The 15,295-nt window shown below is 74.1% G+C and carries 14 protein-coding genes; 6 read left to right on the forward strand and 8 right to left on the reverse strand.

Annotated elements, in window-relative coordinates:
- Nucleotides 1–26: 26 nt before the first annotated feature.
- The 7 genes from ACK2IS_RS15205 to ACK2IS_RS15235 all read right to left on the reverse strand — a co-directional run bounded on the left by ACK2IS_RS15205 (nucleotide 27) and on the right by ACK2IS_RS15235 (nucleotide 7,068).
- On the reverse strand, nucleotides 27–557 hold the full coding sequence (locus ACK2IS_RS15205) for a DUF1697 domain-containing protein (protein WP_409484131.1): 531 nt from the start codon (nucleotides 555–557) through the stop codon (nucleotides 27–29).
- Nucleotides 558–664: 107 nt separating this feature from the next.
- Complete coding sequence (locus ACK2IS_RS15210; protein WP_409484132.1) at nucleotides 665–1,435, reverse strand: peptidylprolyl isomerase; 771 nt, start codon at nucleotides 1,433–1,435, stop codon at nucleotides 665–667.
- 152 nt (nucleotides 1,436–1,587) lie between these two features.
- A complete protein-coding gene (locus tag ACK2IS_RS15215) occupies nucleotides 1,588–2,550 on the reverse strand; it encodes a hypothetical protein (protein ID WP_409484133.1) in 963 nt (320 codons plus the stop codon).
- A 248-nt stretch (nucleotides 2,551–2,798) separates the two neighbouring features.
- A complete protein-coding gene (locus ACK2IS_RS15220; RefSeq protein ID WP_409484134.1) occupies nucleotides 2,799–3,812 on the reverse strand; it encodes a hypothetical protein in 1,014 nt (337 codons plus the stop codon).
- Nucleotides 3,813–3,973: 161 nt separating this feature from the next.
- Nucleotides 3,974–5,440, reverse strand: a complete 1,467-nt coding sequence (locus ACK2IS_RS15225) for a protein adenylyltransferase SelO (RefSeq protein ID WP_409484135.1) — start codon at nucleotides 5,438–5,440, stop codon at nucleotides 3,974–3,976.
- 162 nt (nucleotides 5,441–5,602) lie between these two features.
- Nucleotides 5,603–5,809: a cold-shock protein gene (locus ACK2IS_RS15230; protein WP_241453796.1), complete on the reverse strand. Its 207-nt coding sequence runs from the start codon at nucleotides 5,807–5,809 to the stop codon at nucleotides 5,603–5,605.
- 338 nt (nucleotides 5,810–6,147) lie between these two features.
- Entirely contained in the window at nucleotides 6,148–7,068 is a 921-nt protein-coding gene (locus ACK2IS_RS15235) for an SDR family oxidoreductase (RefSeq protein WP_409484136.1), read from the reverse strand.
- Between the two features lie 280 nt (nucleotides 7,069–7,348).
- Between ACK2IS_RS15235 and ACK2IS_RS15240 the strand changes: the two genes are divergently transcribed.
- From ACK2IS_RS15240 to ACK2IS_RS15265, 6 genes are all read left to right on the forward strand, one after another.
- The gene (locus ACK2IS_RS15240) at nucleotides 7,349–7,921 is read left to right on the forward strand and encodes a DUF2243 domain-containing protein (protein ID WP_409484137.1); all 573 of its coding nucleotides are present in this window, start codon (nucleotides 7,349–7,351) and stop codon (nucleotides 7,919–7,921) included.
- On the forward strand, nucleotides 7,918–8,766 hold the full coding sequence (locus tag ACK2IS_RS15245; protein WP_409484138.1) for a cytochrome c oxidase assembly protein: 849 nt from the start codon (nucleotides 7,918–7,920) through the stop codon (nucleotides 8,764–8,766). The genes ACK2IS_RS15240 and ACK2IS_RS15245 overlap by 4 nt, the downstream gene beginning before the upstream one ends.
- Nucleotides 8,735–9,586, forward strand: a complete 852-nt coding sequence (locus tag ACK2IS_RS15250) for an FkbM family methyltransferase (RefSeq protein ID WP_409484139.1) — start codon at nucleotides 8,735–8,737, stop codon at nucleotides 9,584–9,586. Before ACK2IS_RS15245 ends, ACK2IS_RS15250 begins: the two co-directional genes overlap by 32 nt.
- Before the next feature lie 91 nt (nucleotides 9,587–9,677).
- Nucleotides 9,678–9,938 (forward strand): helix-turn-helix domain-containing protein, encoded by a 261-nt coding sequence (locus tag ACK2IS_RS15255; protein WP_409484140.1) that lies wholly within the window; start codon nucleotides 9,678–9,680, stop codon nucleotides 9,936–9,938.
- Nucleotides 9,935–10,966, forward strand: a complete 1,032-nt coding sequence (locus ACK2IS_RS15260; protein WP_409484141.1) for a Clp protease N-terminal domain-containing protein — start codon at nucleotides 9,935–9,937, stop codon at nucleotides 10,964–10,966. The genes ACK2IS_RS15255 and ACK2IS_RS15260 overlap by 4 nt, the downstream gene beginning before the upstream one ends.
- 10 nt (nucleotides 10,967–10,976) lie before the next feature.
- A complete protein-coding gene (locus ACK2IS_RS15265) occupies nucleotides 10,977–12,560 on the forward strand; it encodes a diguanylate cyclase domain-containing protein (RefSeq protein WP_409484142.1) in 1,584 nt (527 codons plus the stop codon).
- A gap of 75 nt (nucleotides 12,561–12,635) precedes the next feature.
- Here ACK2IS_RS15265 and ACK2IS_RS15270 read toward each other — a convergent pair whose 3' ends face one another.
- Nucleotides 12,636–15,260: a hypothetical protein gene (locus ACK2IS_RS15270; RefSeq protein WP_409484143.1), complete on the reverse strand. Its 2,625-nt coding sequence runs from the start codon at nucleotides 15,258–15,260 to the stop codon at nucleotides 12,636–12,638.
- Nucleotides 15,261–15,295 lie beyond the last annotated feature (35 nt).

Here is a 15,295-nt window from a genome sequence, read left to right on the forward strand (position 1 = left end):
CGCACCGCGTCACCTGGTGGGGGATGTCAGCACCACATCGCGGCGATGTCGGCCACGACCTTGCGGGTACGCGAGGTCGCGGTGCCGGCATACCGCTCGACGACGCCGTTGCCGAGCCGGGAGCGGTGCACCTCCTCCAGGAGCAGCAGGTGAGCAGCCCCGTCCCGCACCACGATCCGCTCGCCCGGAGCCTGGCGCGCCTCGAGCGCGGCGACCTGCTCGGGGGTGGGCGACTCACGCAGGAAGGACACCAGGTGGGCGCCGGCGTGGCCCGCGGCGACCTCGTCGAGCTCCGCCGCCACCTGCCGCACCTGCGCGGTGGTCAGCAGCGACACCGGCACCTCGAAGCCGCGGTCGGCGAGGAAGGCCCGCTCCAGCGCGTCCCGCACCCGCTCGCGCGACCGCATCGAGGTGACGAGCCGCACGTTGCCGGTGTTGATGTGCGTCGCCACCTGCGTGAACCCGGCCGTCTCCAGGCAGGTCACGATCTCCGGGGGGCGGAAGGTGCGCCGGCCACCGAGGTTCACCGCGCGCAGGAAGGCGATCCAGGTCGTCATGTCCCCAGCCTCCCTCACCGCGCCACGACGGGCGAGGCAGCCCGACCACCCTGTCGGGCTGCGTCGCCACGAGGACGGCGAGCCGGCTCAGGCTCCGGGAGACGTCCTCAGCGCCGACCGGGGCGCGTGGTCGTGTGGTGGATCGTGGTCGTGAGCCGGGGGCGTCCGTCCTCGGGGGTGCCGTCCGGGCCGGGGTCGATCCCGCCGGCGGCGATCTGGTCGAGGACCTTCATGCCGGCGGGCGTCACGTGCCCGAAGACCGTGTAGTCCGGGCGCAGCCGGGAGTCGGCATACACCAGGAAGAACTGCGAGCCGTTCGTGTCCGGGCCGGAGTTCGCCATCGCGAGCGTGCCGCGGGGGTAGACCTTGCGGCTGCCGTCGGGGTAGCCGGGCCAGTTGTTCAGCGCCTTGGCCGTGGTCAGCTCGTCCATGAAGGAGTAGCCCGGGTCTCCCTCCCCGGTCCCGAGCGGATCCCCGCACTGCAGGACCGACAGGGCGTATGGCGGGGTGTGGTAGGCGGTCAGCCGGTGGCAGCTGGTGCCGTCGAAGTACTTGTGGCGAGCGAGGAACTCGAAGCTCGCGGCCGCGCAGGGAGCCCCCGCGCGGTCCAGGACGACCGGGACGTGGCCCCGCTGGGTGTGCAGGACGACGGTCACCCGGCCGCGGGTGCGGGGTCGCCGCGGGTCCGGGGGCATGCCGACGTAGGTCGAGTGGCTGGTGTCCTTCATCGGGGTGAAGGCGCACGCGCCGGTGGTGGGGTGCGGGGCGGGCGGCTGCGGGCCCGGACGGTGGGGCACCGCGGACGCGGTCGGGGCCGCGAGGGCCACGATCAGGGGCGCCAGCAGGGCGGTCGCCAGGCGGGTGCATGGAGACATCATCGGGTCCTTTCGCAGACGAGTCCTGGCCCGGTGGGCCAGGACTCGTCAATCTAGAGGCTCGGACGACCACCCGCGACAGGGGCCTCGGGTCGCCTCGGCCGCCCCCTCCCCTGCTCAGCCGGCCGTCGCCCGGTCGGGCTCCGCCCGGAGGATCACTTCACGGGCTTCCAGGCGATCGAGTTCCGCTGGCCGTCCAGGCAGGTCGGGATGAGCCGGGTCGGGACGCCGGGCGCCTTGGCCTTGAGGGTGTCGCAGCCGAGCTCCTCCTGGCCCATGTCGATCAGGCTCCAGGAGCCCCCGCGCCTGACGGCCAGGGACCGCATCGTGTCACCGGGCACGCCCTGGCACTGGTGCGGCGTGAGGGCCACGATGGCGTAGCCGTTCTCCTGACCGGTGACCTTGGCGTCGCGGGGGCAGGAGTCGCCGCCGTCGTGCTTGACGGTCTTGAGGTAGGCCTGCAGGTCGGCGGACCCGCCGCTCACCGTGCCTGCCGGCCGGGCGTCGGCGGCGCGCTCGGGGCCTCCCTCGCACAGCATGCCGAGCGACGCGGGAAGCTGGGGGTGGTTGGCCTTCAGCCAGTCGCAGGCCGGCGGCTCCTGGGCGGCGACGGCGTCGGACCAGCCGTTGGGGCCCTTGACCCACAGCGCGTACTCCCCACCGCAGCCCGGGGCGACGTACCGGCCCTTGGCGTAGCTGCCGATCTGCTTGTCGACGATCGCCGCGAAGTCGCAGCCATCAGCACCGTGGTAGGTCTTGACCCGCTTGGCGAGGTAGTCCTGCAGACTCCCGGACGCGCCCTTGACCTGCCCCTTGGTCACCGAGCCGGCCGCCACCCCCGAGGCCGCCCCCTTGCCCTTGGCCGAGGTGCCCGAGCCGTTCGACCCCTGGGCCCCGGCGCCCTGGGAGCCGGTGCCCTGGGAGCCGGTGCCCTGCGTCCCCGTCGCGCCGGCGCCGTCCGTGGCACCCCCCGGCGTCGCGTCCCCCGCGACCGGCGTGGTCGACTGCACCGCGGTCGTGGTGCCCGTGGCGGCTGGCGTGCTGGCCGACCCGCAGGCGGAGAGGCTGCCGGCGAGAGCGGCCACCACGACGATGGCCCGAAGAGCGTTGGTGTTCATGTGATTCCCCCTGGCGATGATGGTCGGGCGGGTGGTCCGCCCTGCTGACTGGTAGAGCGAGAAGAGCGCCCGTGACGTTGCACGGTGGCGAAAGATATTTCGGTAAGTTCCGGAAGATTCCGTAAGACGTGCGGCCCCGCTCCCATGGGGATAGAGCGGGACCGCACGGGTCGAGGGCTCGTGCCGGGCCGGCCCGCGGGGTCACGTCACCCGCGGGCCGGCCGCCGGCATACGGCCAGATGAGGGGCTCAGACGCCCGGGCGGTAGGTCACGGCCTTGCCCGAGGACGCGATGCAGTCGACGCCCAGCGACGCCGGCAGCTGCGGCGCCTTGGCGGCGATGACCGAGCAGGCCGGGGCGTACTGCCCGGCGAAGACCTCGGTCCAGCCGTTCTTGCCCTTGGCCCAGATGGCGGTCTCGCCGCCGCACTCCTCGGCCCAGTACTGACCCTTGGCGTAGTCCCCCACCCGCTTGCTCACGACGGCGCCCAGCTCGCAGCCGTCGCCCGAGTCGGCGTTGATCTGGCCGACCCGCTTGGCGAGGTAGGTCTTGAGGTCGCCCGTGGCGCCGGTGACCGAGCCGGTCACCATGTCGGGCGAGTAGGTCACGGCCTTGCCCGCCTCGTTCACGCAGCCCACCCCGAGGGACGCCGGCAGCTTGGGGGCCTTGCGGGCGATGAGGGAGCAGGCCGGGGCCTCCTGGCCCTCGTAGACCTGGTACCACCCGTGGCCCGCGTCGGCCCAGATCGCGGCCGCGCCGCCACACTCGGGAGCCCAGTACTGACCCCGGGCGTAGCCGCCCACGCGCTTGTCGACGATGGCGCCCACGTCGCAGCCGTCACCTGCGTTGATGGTGCGCAGCTGCTTGACGAGGAAGGCCTTCAGGTCGCCCGTCGCACCCTTGACCTGACCGCCGGCCTTGCCCTCCTCCCAGGGGCCGTCGGTGGCCTTGGTGGTGGTCTTGGCGGCCTTGGCCGCACCGGCGGGCTTGGCCTTGCCGGTCAGGGCGGTGGTCCGGACGGCGCCGGCGTGGCCGACCGTGGCCTTGGCGCCGGAGCGGGTGGCGGAGGCGAGCTGGGCCGCGAAGGCCTCGCCGGCGGACTGCCCCTGCGCCTGGGCGGCGGGGGCGGCTGCGACCGGCGCCGCGACCTGCGTGGCGGTGGTGGTGGCGGGTGCGGAGGCGGTCGTGGCGGAGCCGCAGGCGGACAGGCCGATGGTGGCGGCACCGACGAGGACGAGAGCGCGAAGAGCGTTGGTGTTCATGTGATTACCCCCTGATTCTGTGCGGACCCGGCGTCCGCGATCTGACCTGTAGAGCCGCTTCGGGGGGCAATCAGTTGCACCCGAGAAAAGAAAACATTCGGCGATCTTCGGTGCAACCAAAGACTCCTCGGGAGGCGTCTCGGATGCCTCCCGAGACGCGCTCAGGTGCCGCAGAAGGTCACGTGCGGGGCACTGCCCGCCGGGGCCGGGGAGGCCAGATCGCCCAGGTCAGGCCGCTCCTCGAAGGGCTTGCGCAGCGCCGTCACCAGGCGGTCGTAGGGCGCGAGGTCGCCCCCGGTCGCCGCCTCCAGCGCCGCCTCGACGACATGGTTCCGTGGCACGTAGGCCGGGTTGACCGCGTCCATCCGGGCCGCCGTCGCACCGGGATCCGGGCCCACGAGCCGGGCCCGGCGGGTCGCCCACGCGTCATACGGCCCCGGATCGGCGAAGAGCTCGCGGGCCTCGTCGCGGGCCAGCCTGCGGCAGAAGGACGTCAGGTCCACGGCCTGGGTGCGCAGCAGCTCCAGGGCGTCGGTCACCAGCTCGCGGTCGGGCTCGACCAGGCCGAGCTTGTCCGCCCAGCCGCGCACCAGCGCATCGTCATACCGCTCGTGGAAACGCTCCAGCACCTCGGTCACCCGCGCCACCGCCTCGTCCGGCTGCGCGTCGCCCGTCCCGGCGGTCCCCCGCACCCGGATCAGCGGCAGCAGCGTCTCGGCGAACCGCGCGAGGTCCCACAGTGCCGCGGCGGGCTGGTTGCCGTAGGCATAGCGCCCGCCCGTGTCGATGGAGCTGAAGACCGTCGCCGGGTCGGGACTCTCGACGAAGGCGCAGGGACCGTAGTCGATCGTCTCGCCGGAGATCGTGACGTTGTCGGTGTTCATCACCCCGTGGATGAAGCCCACCTGCATCCACCGCGCCACCAGCTCGGCCTGGACGGTGACGACCGCGTCGAGCAGGGCCAGCGCGGGGTCGTCCGCCTCCGCGGCCTGCGGGTGGTGCCGCTGGATGGCGTAGGCCGTGAGCCGCTGCAGGATCTGCGGGCTGGCGGCGGACGCGACGAGCTGGAAGGTCCCCACCCGCAGGTGGCTCGCGGCCGTCCGCACGAGCACGGCTCCCGGCAGCGGGGTCTGGCGCACCACCGTCTCCCCGGTGGCGACCACCGCGAGCGCCCGCGTGGTCGGGATCCCCAGGGCGTGCATGGCCACCCCCATGAGGTGCTCGCGCAGCATCGGGCCGACCGCGGCCCTGCCGTCCCCGCCCCGGGAGAAGGGCGTGCGTCCGGACCCCTTGAGGTGCAGGTCCCTGCGCTGCCCGGCCCGGTCGACGACCTCACCGAGCAGCAGGGCCCGGCCGTCGCCCAGCCGCGGGGACCAGCCGCCGAACTGGTGCCCGGCGTAGGCCTGCGCGTAGGTCGGGATCTGCTCGGGCACCTGCCCCAGCAGCAGCCGGACGCCTTGCGGGGTGCGCAGCTCGTCGGGGTCGGCCCCCAGCTCGGCGCACAGGTCCTCGTCCAGGACGAGCAGCTCCGGGTCGGGCGCGGGGGCCGCACGCCAGGCCAGCGCGAGCTCGGGGACGGCCTCGGCGTAGGAGTGCTCCAGCCGGAAGGGACCGATGGCGTGGCTCATCCGGCGAGCCTAGACGGGCGGCCACCTCCGGCGGGGGCTCGCGCGTCACGTCTTCGTGCGGCTGGGCCCTCGTGGGCCGCGGCGCAGCACAACGGCCCCGCACCGGTGAGGTGCGGGGCCCTTCCTGGTCCAGGCGTCAGGCCTGGGAGAGGTGCTGGGTGATCAGCGGATCACGGAGACGTTGGACGCCTGGGGACCCTTGGGGCCCTGCTCGGTGTCGTACTGCACCTTGTCGCCCTCGTCCAGCGAGCGGTAGCCCGAGGAGGCGATCGAGGAGTAGTGGGCGAAGACGTCGGCCGAGCCGTCGTCGGGCGCGATGAAGCCGAAGCCCTTTTCGGAGTTGAACCACTTCACGGTGCCAGTAGCCATAGGAATACCTCTTCCTGAGAGACGACCATCCGCGTGTCGAACGGTCCGTCGATGATGTTTCTCACCAATAGCTCAGGTAAGCCGGTCCGCCCCGGTCGGGGCCTTCCGCATTTCCTTGCACTACCAACGTCAACGAGGTCAACACTAGGGCACCGTGACCGGGCCCGGTGACCACATCGTGGTCCGGCGCCGCCCCAGGGCGACTCTCGAGACCCCGGCACAGGCCGTTGACCTGCACGGACACCGGTGGCGAAAGAATTCTCAGCTCGCCACGCCCGGGGCCCCGACCGGGCCGGTCGAGGGCCCCGGGCGGACCGCACCGGTGGCCCGGGACCTGGTCAGGGGGTGGGCATGCCGCCGTTGACGTTCAGCGTCTCGCCCACGACGTAGCTCGACTCGGGCGACGCGAGGAAGACGTAGGCAGGAGCGAGCTCGGTGGGCTGACCCGCCCGGCCGAGCGGGGTGGCGTGGCCGAACTCCGGCAGGTCCTCGGGCTTCTGGCCGCCGGAGGGCTGCAGCGGGGTCCAGATCGGGCCGGGGGCGACGGCGTTGACCCGGATGCCCTGGGGGGCGAGCTGCTGGGCCAGACCCTTGGTGAAGTTGTTGATGGCGGCCTTGGTCGAGGCGTAGTCCAGCAGCGTCTCGGACGGCGAGTACGCCTGGACCGACGTGGTGTTGATGATCGCGGCGCCCTGGGGCAGGTGCGGCAGCGCGGCCTTGACGACCCGGAACATCGCCAGGATGTTGATGTCGTAGGTCGCCTCGAGCTGCTCGTCGTCGATGTCCTCGATCCGGTCGGTGGCGACCTGCTTGCCGCCGTTGTTGACCAGGACGTCCAGCCCGCCGAGCTCGTCCACGGCCTTCTCCACGACCTCGATGCAGAAGTCCTTGTCGCGCAGGTCACCGGGGATGCGGGCGCAGGTGCGCCCCTCGGCCTCGATGATCGCGGCGACCGCGGCGGCGTCCTGCTCCTCCTCGGGCAGGTAGGTGATCGCGACGTCGGCCCCCTCGCGGGCGAAGGCGATCGCGGTCGCCGCACCGATGCCGGAGTCGCCGCCGGTGATCAGCGCCTTGCGCCCCTGCAGCCGCCCCGTGCCGCGGTAGGACTTCTCGCCCAGGTCGGCCTTGGGGGTCATCTGCGCGTCCAGGCCGGTGCCGGGGAGCGCCTCCGCCGGTGGCGTGATCCTGGGGTAGCGGCTCACCGGGTCCTGCAGGGTCAGCTGGTCGACGGTGGTCTGGTCGGTGTCCTGGGACGCCATGGGTCCTCCTGGGTCGGGTGATCTTTCATCGTTCACCTACCCGGCGGGCGGGGCGGCCATCCTGCGGGTCGTATGCCGAGACGGCCCCGCCGCCCGGCCGTGCGGGGGTCGCGCGGGGGGCCGCCACCCGGGGCCTGCGACGGCTCGCCGGCGGGCCGCTCGCCGGCGGGCCGCTCGTCGGCGGGCCGCTCGTTGGAGAAGCCCGCGCCGCAAGCCCGCTCGCAGCCCCTGCACGACATACGGTGGAGACGCCCGCGACCTCGACGCCAGGAGCGCACCCATGTCCGGATCGACGGCCCACCCCGCACCCGCCCCGACCCACCCGGCCTCGACCACCGGCGCCGATCCGCACGGGCCCGGCATCCTCCTGCCCGGTCTGCTGCTCGGCGTGGGTCTGGGCGGCTTCCTCGACGGGATCCTGCTGCACCAGATCCTGCAGTGGCACCACATGCTGTCCAGCTCGGCGAGCGCCAACATCCCGATCGGGGACTACCCGGTGACCACGGTCCACGGGCTGCAGATCAACACCCTCTGGGACGGCTTCTTCCACACCGCCACCTGGCTGTGCGTGCTGGCCGGCCTGGGCATCCTGTACTCCCGCGTCACGCACGCGCGCGGCCGGATCTGGACCTCCCGAGCGCTGTGGGGCCTGATCCTCGCCGGGTGGGGCCTGTTCAACCTGGTGGAGGGGGTCGTCGACCACCACCTGCTCGCGATCCACCACGTGGTCAGCGGCCCCTACCAGCTCCTCGCCGACCTGTGCTTCCTCGCGCTGGGCGCGGTCCTGGTGACCGTCGGGACGCTCATGCACCGGGCGGCCCGCGCGGTGCACGTCCAGACCTCCCGCGCATGACCGCCCTGGCGGCCCTCGTCACGTCGGGCACCGGGCACGAGGGACACGCCCACGGCGCCGTCGGCGTGGAGATCCTGGCGGCCGTGGGCGGCGCGCTGCTGCTCGCTGCGGGCTATCTCGTGCTGGCCGAGCAGCAGCGGCGCAGCCCCCGCGGGTGGCCCCTGGCCCGCACCCTCAGCTTCCTCGCCGGTGCGGTGCTGCTCGGGGTGAGCCTGCTCCCCCAGCTCTCGCCCTACCCGGCGGGCAGCTTCGCCGGGCACATGCACCAGCACCTGCTGCTCGGGATGTACGCCCCTATCGGTCTGGTCCTCGGGGCCCCGGTGACGCTGCTCCTGCGGTCGTCCTCGCCCTCGGGCCGGCGCGTGATCGCCCGGGTGCTGCACAGCGGCTGGGTGCGGCTCGTCTCGCACCCGGTGGTGGCGCTCGTCCTGAACGTCGGCGTCCTCGTGGCGCTGTACGTCACGCCGCTCTACCGCCTCACCCAGGAGCACCCCGCCCTGCACCACCTGGTGCACGTGCACTTCCTGGCCGCCGGGTGCCTGTTCTCCTGGGTGATCGCCGGCCCCGACCCCGCGCCCGGGCGACCCTCGGTGCCGGCCCGGTTGTGGGTGCTGGGCGTGGCGATCCTGGTGCACGCCGTGCTCGCCCAGGTGATCTATGCCGGGATCGGCGTGGACATCCCCGGGCCTGCCGCGGACCGCCGGGCCGGGGGCGACCTCATGTACTACGGCGGGGATCTCGCCGAGCTGGCGCTCGCCCTGGCGATGGTGAGCTCCTGGCGCCCCGAACCGCGCCGTGCCCGAGACTGGAGCGGTGTCGTACGACGTCGAGCCACCACGCCCTGACCTGCGCGAGCTCCTGGAGCCGGCCCGCCTGACCGAGGTGGTGGACGTCGGGGCCAACCCGCTGGAGGACACCCCGCCATACCTGGTGATGCTGCGCCGGCGACGATGTCGGGTCACGGGTTTCGAGCCGCAGCCGGAGGGCCTGGCGCGCCTGCGGGCGGCGGCGGGCGATCTGGAGCGCTACCTGCCGTATGCCGTCGGCGACGGCGGGGAGCGCACCTTGCACGTCTGCGCCTCGCCCGGCTTCTCCAGCCTCCACGAGCCCGACCCCGAGCAGCTCGCCCTGCTGATCGACTTCCCGCGACTGGCGAGCGTCGTCGAGCAGGTCACGGTCGGCACCACCCGCCTGGACGACGTCGCCGAGATCGAGAGCGCCGACCACCTCAAGATCGACGTGCAGGGGGCCGAGCTGGACGTCTTCCGGCACGGACGACGAGTCCTGGCCGGGCTCACCACCATCCAGGTCGAGGTGGGCTTCCACCGGATCTACCGGGACCAGCCGACCTTCGCCGACGTGGACCTGGAGCTGCGGGCGCAGGGCTTCGTCCCGCACCGCCTGGTGACGACCAAGGACTGGCCGCTCGCGCCGGTGCGGTGGGCCGACCCCGACCAGGAGCAGGCGCGCCAGCTGGTCGAGGCCGACGTGCTCTACGTCCGCGACCTCGCCCGCCTGGACCGGCTCGACGACGAGCAGCTGCGGCACCTGGCCCTGGTGGCCCACGAGGTGTATGCCGCGGACGGCGTGGCCCTGCGAGCGGTGGCCGAGCTGACCCGCCGGGGCGCCGTCGCCGAGGTCGAGCAGCGCTGGCGCCCAGTCTGATCCGCAGATCACGAGGGGGGCCTCGAGGCAGCTCCGGACCGTCATGTCGGGTCACTCTCGGCAAGGTTGACAGTCACCCGAATGGTCAACCATGGTTGACGCCATGAACGGCAGCGGCCTCGCACGCGCAGCGGGCGACACCAGCGACCCCCGACAGGGTCTGCGAGCCGTGACCGAGCTGCGCCGCCTCGCCGACGAGCTGGAGCTGGCTCAGGTCGAGGCCGCCCTGGCCGCCGGCCTGAGCTGGGCCGAGATCGCCGACGCCCTCGGTGTCAGTCGGCAGGCCGTCCACAAGAAGTTCAAGGGGCGAGTCCGTCCCGAGCTGACCAGTCGACCGGGAGACCCACGATGAGCCTTGCCTCTCGCCTGACCGCGAGCACGGGCCGCAGCTTCACGATCCAGAACACCGCCTGGCGCGAGGCCGCCCGCCACGGGAGCCGCGAGGTCACCCTCGACCACCTGCTGATCGCCCTCCTGGTCTCCGGGGGGCCGGCCGCGGAGCTGCTCGCGCGCAACGGGGCCCGGCTCCACGTCCTGCGCCGCGCGGCGCTGCGCCCCGCCCGGGACGACCGGCACCGCCCCGACGCCGGCCGCACTCACGGCGCCACGCGCCGGCCACGCGACCCGCGTCGGGGCGCCGCGGGCGACATCGCCGTCTCCCCCGCCGTCGAGCAGGCCCTGAAGCTCGTGCCGTTCACCGAGCTGCGCCTGCTGGCCCACCTGCTCGAGCACCCCTCCGGCACGCCTGCCGAGGCGCTGCGCCACGCCGGGGTCTACGTCGAGGGGGTGCTCGAGGCCGCCCACGCCGAGGCCGACCGTCCCGTCGAGGGCTTCACCTCCTGCCCGCCCGTCCCGGGGTTGCTCGACGGCCTCGCCGAGAGCACCACCAGCACGGCGCGATTCGTGCCCGTGCCCATCGACGACGTCTGGCGGGCGGTGTGCGACGCGGCCACCGTCACGCGGTGGTTCGGCTGGCACGAGGACGTGACGATCCTGGACGAGGCGACGCTGCGGACGAGCGGTGCCCGGGGTGTCCCTGCCCTGGAGCTGCGTCGCGTCCGGTGCGAGCTGGGCCGGCTGGACGGGGTGGACACCGTTGCGTGGCAGGAGTTCACCCCGCCGTCGCAGGGCGGTGACCCGCGCGGCGCCTACGTGCACCTGGCGCTGACGCCGACGGCCGGCGGCACCCACGTCCGTCTCACCCGCGGCCTGCGAGGTCACGGGCCGATGGGCGGGGTGTTCCGCCGGATCGGGGCAGCGCTGACCCCGCTCTCGACGGCGACCATGCTGCAAGACCTCGCGCTCGTCGCGGACGAGCTCGCCGACGAGCACCGAGCGGTAGCCCCGATCTTCCCCTCACCGCAGGCCAGGTCGCACTAGTCTCGGAGAGGTGGATCACCCCCTCCGGCCCGCGCACCCGGGCGACGACGCGGCCGCACGCGCCTGGGCGGTGCGCTTCAGCGACCCGGCGGCCATGCGGGCGATCATGACCGAGGTGCCGGACGGCGCCCCCCGGGCCGTGCTGGCGGCCTTCGTGGCGTGGCGCGAGAGCCGCCCGGACCAGGCACTCACCCTGCTCGGCCCACTGCTCGAGTCGGACGACCTGAGCGCCCTGTGGTCGGTCCGGGCCCGCAGCGTCCAGGCCGCGGTGCTCCTGGAGATCGGCCTGCCCTGCGAGGCGCGGGAGTGCCTGCTGCAGGCTCTGGAGGAGGCCCCACGCAGCACCGACCCGATCGCGGTGGCCGCCACCGTCCACGACCTCGGGGTCAGCCACGGCGCGAGCGACCCGGACCGGGCGTGGGCGTGCTTCGTCGAGGCCTGGACCCGGGCCCACGCCCTCGTCGTGGCCGAGGAGGAGGAGCCCGGGGTCGACGCCCTGGCCCTGGAGGCCCTGGCCGTCGTCAACCTCCACGGACTGCGGGACACCTGCGACAAGGAGCTGCCCGAGGGCCTGCCCGGGTATGCCGAGGCGGAGGAGCTGACGCGTCGGAGCTGGCCCGAGCTGAGTGCCGCCATACGGGCGCTGCGGGCCCAGAGCACCCTGGCGGCCGGGGACGGCGACGAGGCGCGCCGGCTCGCCGCCGACCTGCCCGACCCCCGCGGCATGCGGGACGTGACCAACGCCGCACTGGTCGCCCAGGCCCTGGCCCGCCTCGGGCGGGAGGCCGGTCACCCGGACCAGACCCTCGCGACGCTGACCGAGACGGTCGACCGGCTGCCGCCCGCCCACGCCCTGGAGCTGCTCGGCGTCGTCATCCAGATGCACCGGGAGGCAGGCGATCTGGAGTCGGCCCTGGAGGCTGCCGAGCGTCGCCACTCGCTCGTCGACGAGCATCACGTGGACGGCTCCCGGGTCGCCGTGCGGGCCCTGGAGGTGTGGCACCGCTCCCGGCGCGCCGAGGAGCAGGCCCGGACCGCCGCCGAGGTCGCCCGACGCCTGCAGGCCCGGCTCGCCGAGCTCAACCGGGACCGCGAACGCCTCCGGGACCCCAGCCGGCGGGACAAGCTCACCGGTCTGTGGAACCGGCGGCACCTGGACGCCGTGCTCACCGACCTCGACGGAGCCGGGCACCAGGTGGCCCTCGTGGACGTCGACCACCTCAAGACGATCAACGACGAGTCCGGGCACCACGCCGGTGACGAGGCGCTGCGACGGCTCGGCCAGGTCCTGCAGGACGTGTGCGGCCCCCGGGACACCTGCGCGCGGTACGGCGGGGACGAGCTCGTGGTCGTCCGCCCGGCGGGGGCCGAGGGCCTGCTCGCCGTGGACCTGGAGGCGGCGACGCGCGTCCGCGGCCACGACGACGTGGGGCTGCCCGAGGTGGTGTCCAGCATCGGGGTGGCGTGGTCGGACGAGCGGGGCTGCGAGGCCGCGCTCGAGCGGGCCGACCAGCTGATGCATGGCGCCAAGCGTTCCCCGGACACCCAGCTGGTAGCCGACGGGCGACGCTCCCCCGAGGCGTCCGGGACCTGATCGTCGCCCGGTCCGACCACACCCGCAGCCTCGAGGGGCCGGTCGCCACGAGCGACCGACCCCTCGTCACGTCGGTTACTTCACCACGGTCCCGGTCACCCGGGTGCCGCCCTTGACCCCGGCGCCCTCGACGGACACGGCGAGCGCCACCTGGCGGCCCACCCGGGCGCCCTTGGCGAGCGGCAGGGTGATCCGCCCCGTCCTGGCACCCGGGGCGATGATCACGTAGGTGCGCGCCTGGGCCTGGTCGAGCGGGACGTCCTTGGTCGTGCCCAGGCTCCAGTCCTCGCGGGCGGCGGTGGCGACGTCGGCGACCCCGAGGCCGGTGCCGGTCGCCTTGACCGCGGCGACCTCCAGGGCGACGCTCTCACCGCTGGCCCGGTCGAGCGTGAAGGTCCAGGTGAGCGCGCCGCCGGGCCGGGCGGTGGTCGTGGGGGTCAGGGTGCCGACGGGTTTGGGGTCGTCGTCCGTGACCACGAGCGTGGTCGCGGGCGTGGCCACCAGCACCGGTCCCCGCACCCGGACCTGGCCGACGATCTCCTGCTCGGTGTTCCACACGGTGTTGCCGGCCACGGGCATCGCGATCGGGATCCGTCGGCCGCGGGCCGGGACCGGCACCGTCCGGAGCACCGACCCACCCGGGCCGACGACCACGGTGAGCGCCGAGAGCGGCTGGGCCGCCGGCGCGGACAGGGTGGCGTTCACGACATGGGTCCATGGCTTGGCCCCCTCGACCACGGTCGCCCGGGCGGGCATCCGCAGCACGGAGGGACGCAGGGCCACGGCGGGGGTGATGCCGGCTCGCGCCGCGGCGAGGTCCAGCACGACCGCGGTGCCGGTCGCCCCGGCACCGCGCTCCAGGGTGACCGACGCGATCCGGGCCAGGTCGATCCCCCTGGCGGGCAGGGGGAACCGCACGTTCTGCGCCACCACGCGACCGCGCAGCCCGTCAGCCGTGCCGGAGACGCCCGTGCGGACGGCCGCACCCAGCGGTTTGAGGACGGCCGCACGCCCGGCGGCGTCCGTGATCCGCAGCGTGGGCGTGAGGCGCGCCGCGGGCGAGAGCGCCATACGCACGTCGAGGGAGGCCGAGCCCTTGACCGACACGGGCTTGGGGGCCCGCAGCCGCAGGGTCGCCGATCGCCGCAGGTCCCAGCGCCAGCCGGCCGGGTTCTCCTGGGGATGGCCGTTCCAGTGGACGCCGGTCGAGGTGCCGTCCTCCTGGGTGGGCGCGCAGGTCGTGCCACGGCAGACGGTCGCGCCGCTCATGGCCCAGCCCCCGGTCTGCGGGTCGGCGAGGCGACGCCGGGCGCCACCGGTCGCGGAGGTGACGAGCTTCATCCAGCGCTGGTCGGCGGGCAGGGTGCCGGTGCCGTCGATCGCGGCCGGGTCCCCCTTGCCCTTGAGGAAGCGGTCGGCCGCGAGGGCCACCAGCGACACCCCGCTCTGGCGCTGCCGCGCGGGCGTGAGGCGTGAGGCGGCGGTGCACCGGGTGCCGGAGCCGTCGTCCACGCCGGTGCCCGCGGGCGGTGTCCACGTGGTGTTGAAGTAGTTGTGGTTGGCTCCCGGCAGGTAGGCCACCGAGGACAAGGCGTGCTGTGCGCCATACCACTCCGCCCCGTCGGCGTAGCCCGCTCCCTGCAGGTCGGAGACGTCGCCGTCGCAGCCCGGCAGCACGGTCAGCGTCGGCGTGGTCGACGCGGAGGTGTGGAAGAAGTTGGTGGGGCCGAGGAGCACCAGGCCCCCGACCTTGTAGCCCTTGGCCGGCTCCTGCTCGATCGCCGCGTAGGCCACGCCCTCACCGCCGCGGCTGTGCCCGACCAGGAGGGTGTTGGTGGCGTCGTACCGGCTCTTGATCGTCCCGGCGAAGGGCGCGGACGCGCCGGACCGCCAGGTCCCGAGCAGGGCCAGGTGCGCCCGCACCAGGGCCGAGCGGGCGGTCATGCCGAGGTCGGCGAGCCAGGCGTCCTGGGCGTTGATGGCGTTGGCGTCGATGCTGACCGTGAAGTAGCCGCGGCGGGCCAGCTCGTCCTGCAGGTAGCGGTATCCCTCGAGGTTGGGCACCGGCTTGGCGGGTGCCTTGCACGGCCAGGAGCCGTCGCCGCCGTCGCACCAGCTGTGGCGCCCGTGCAGGAGCAGGACGACCGGGAGCCTGGTGCCGGTCGCGGGTGCGACCACCCGTCCGGTGATCGCCTGCGGCTGCGTCAGCCCGGGCAGGCGCTGCGCCGCAGCGGTGTATGTCGTGGTGACGACGCCGGGGCCGGACGCCGAGCGGGCGGCCAGACCCCGATCGGTGTCGGTTCCCGGGGCGGGCCGCGGCTGGCGCGCGAGGAGCTCGGCCTCCGTGGCGTGGCCGTAGCGCACCACGAGGGAGGACAGGTCGGTGGGGAGCCGGTCGACGGTGATCGTGACGGAGCCGTCGGGCGTGGTGCGCGCCGGCCCGAGGTCGCCTGCCGCCGTGGCGACGTGGGGGCGGGCGTCGGTGACCGGGGTGCGGCGCAGCGGCAGGCGCACCAGGTCGAAACCCTTGGCGGCCGGGAGGACCCGCCACCCCGGCGGAGCCTCGGCCACGGGCTTGGTGTCCGTGGCGGGGGCACCCGCCGTCGGGGTCGGGGCGGGCGCGGCGCCCGCAGCGGGGGCGCACGCGAGGGCGGACGCCGTGAGGAGGGCGAGGGCGCTGGCAGGGCGACGGGCAGGCATGGGACCTTCTCACCGTGGGGCGCCCACGGGGTCGA

Origin of the sequence: Arsenicicoccus dermatophilus (assembly GCF_046267915.1) — a bacterium.
Lineage (GTDB): Bacteria > Actinomycetota > Actinomycetes > Actinomycetales > Dermatophilaceae > Arsenicicoccus > Arsenicicoccus dermatophilus_A.